General features: G+C 60.9%; 1 protein-coding gene. It reads right to left on the bottom strand.

Annotated features, from left to right (window positions below; translation table 11 throughout):
• The coding region (locus IEY63_RS22060; protein WP_189071143.1) for an IS701 family transposase at positions 1 to 975 on the bottom strand (975 nt) is incomplete at both ends.

The raw sequence follows: 975 nt of genomic DNA, 5'->3' as shown, positions 1-975 counted from the left end.
AATACTTTCGTTCCCCGCGGGCACGCTGCTCCCCGATCACCCAGGCACCTTCTCCCGGAAGGTGCTGTCCGCGGGCGTTCTCGTTTCCGTCAGCCAACCGGACATACTTGGCCGCGAATGTCCCCATCAGTGGCCCTTTCGTGCCTTGGCGCCATATGACGCGGCGCCACTGTTCGCGGCTCAGCACGGTCTCGATCGTTTCCGCCTCCTCGGATGGGGTCGGATATTTCTGTGGCCGCCCCCGGACGTGCTTCGGAATGGGGATCAGATGCACGTGCGCAGGGTAAACCCGCTGGGTGCGGATCGTTCCCACGGACCACCGCAGTCCTCGGTCGGTCAGGGCGCGTCGAAATTTTGCGTTCACTCCATATCCTGCGTCAGCAAGGACCATCCCGAACTGCACACTGCCCACCAGATCGTCGATCTCCCGCAGAGCAAGTTCCCATTTGGTCGATCCCAGCGGGTGTTCCGCAGGAACACCCGCCTGCACGCACCGCTCTGGGTGTGTTGACCATTCCGAAGGTAGAAACAATCGCAAGCGTAGGGGAATGGGAATCTCATCGCGCGCGAGCGTGACCGATACCAGACACTGGCAGTTGGTGATCTTTCCTGCCTGCCCTGAATACTGCCGACCTACGCCAACGGAGTGCGAGCCGAATTTGGTCAGGCAGGTGTCGTCAATGATCAGGACGGCATCCCGGCCACCCAGAAGGTGCTGTGCCCGGTCGGCAACAATTCGCTCCAGTCCCACGGTCTTCCAGGGGCTATCAGTGATGAAGTGCTGCAGGTGATCCTGCTTTCCGGGAGCCACTTGGTCGGCCAGCGGTTGCAGGCTTTTCCGGGGAGCAGAACTACACAGACCCTGCACGTAGACACGGGCCCAGCGCTGCTGGGCCTGATGGCGGAAGCATGTTTGGAATGGGGAGAACCAAGTCGGGAAGTGACGAGTCCACCGAGAGTGTTGATCATGGTTGA

Origin of the sequence: Deinococcus radiotolerans (genome assembly GCF_014647435.1) — a bacterium.
GTDB classification, from domain to species: Bacteria; Deinococcota; Deinococci; order Deinococcales; family Deinococcaceae; genus Deinococcus; species Deinococcus radiotolerans.
This window is presented reverse-complemented; position numbering and strand designations above follow the sequence as displayed.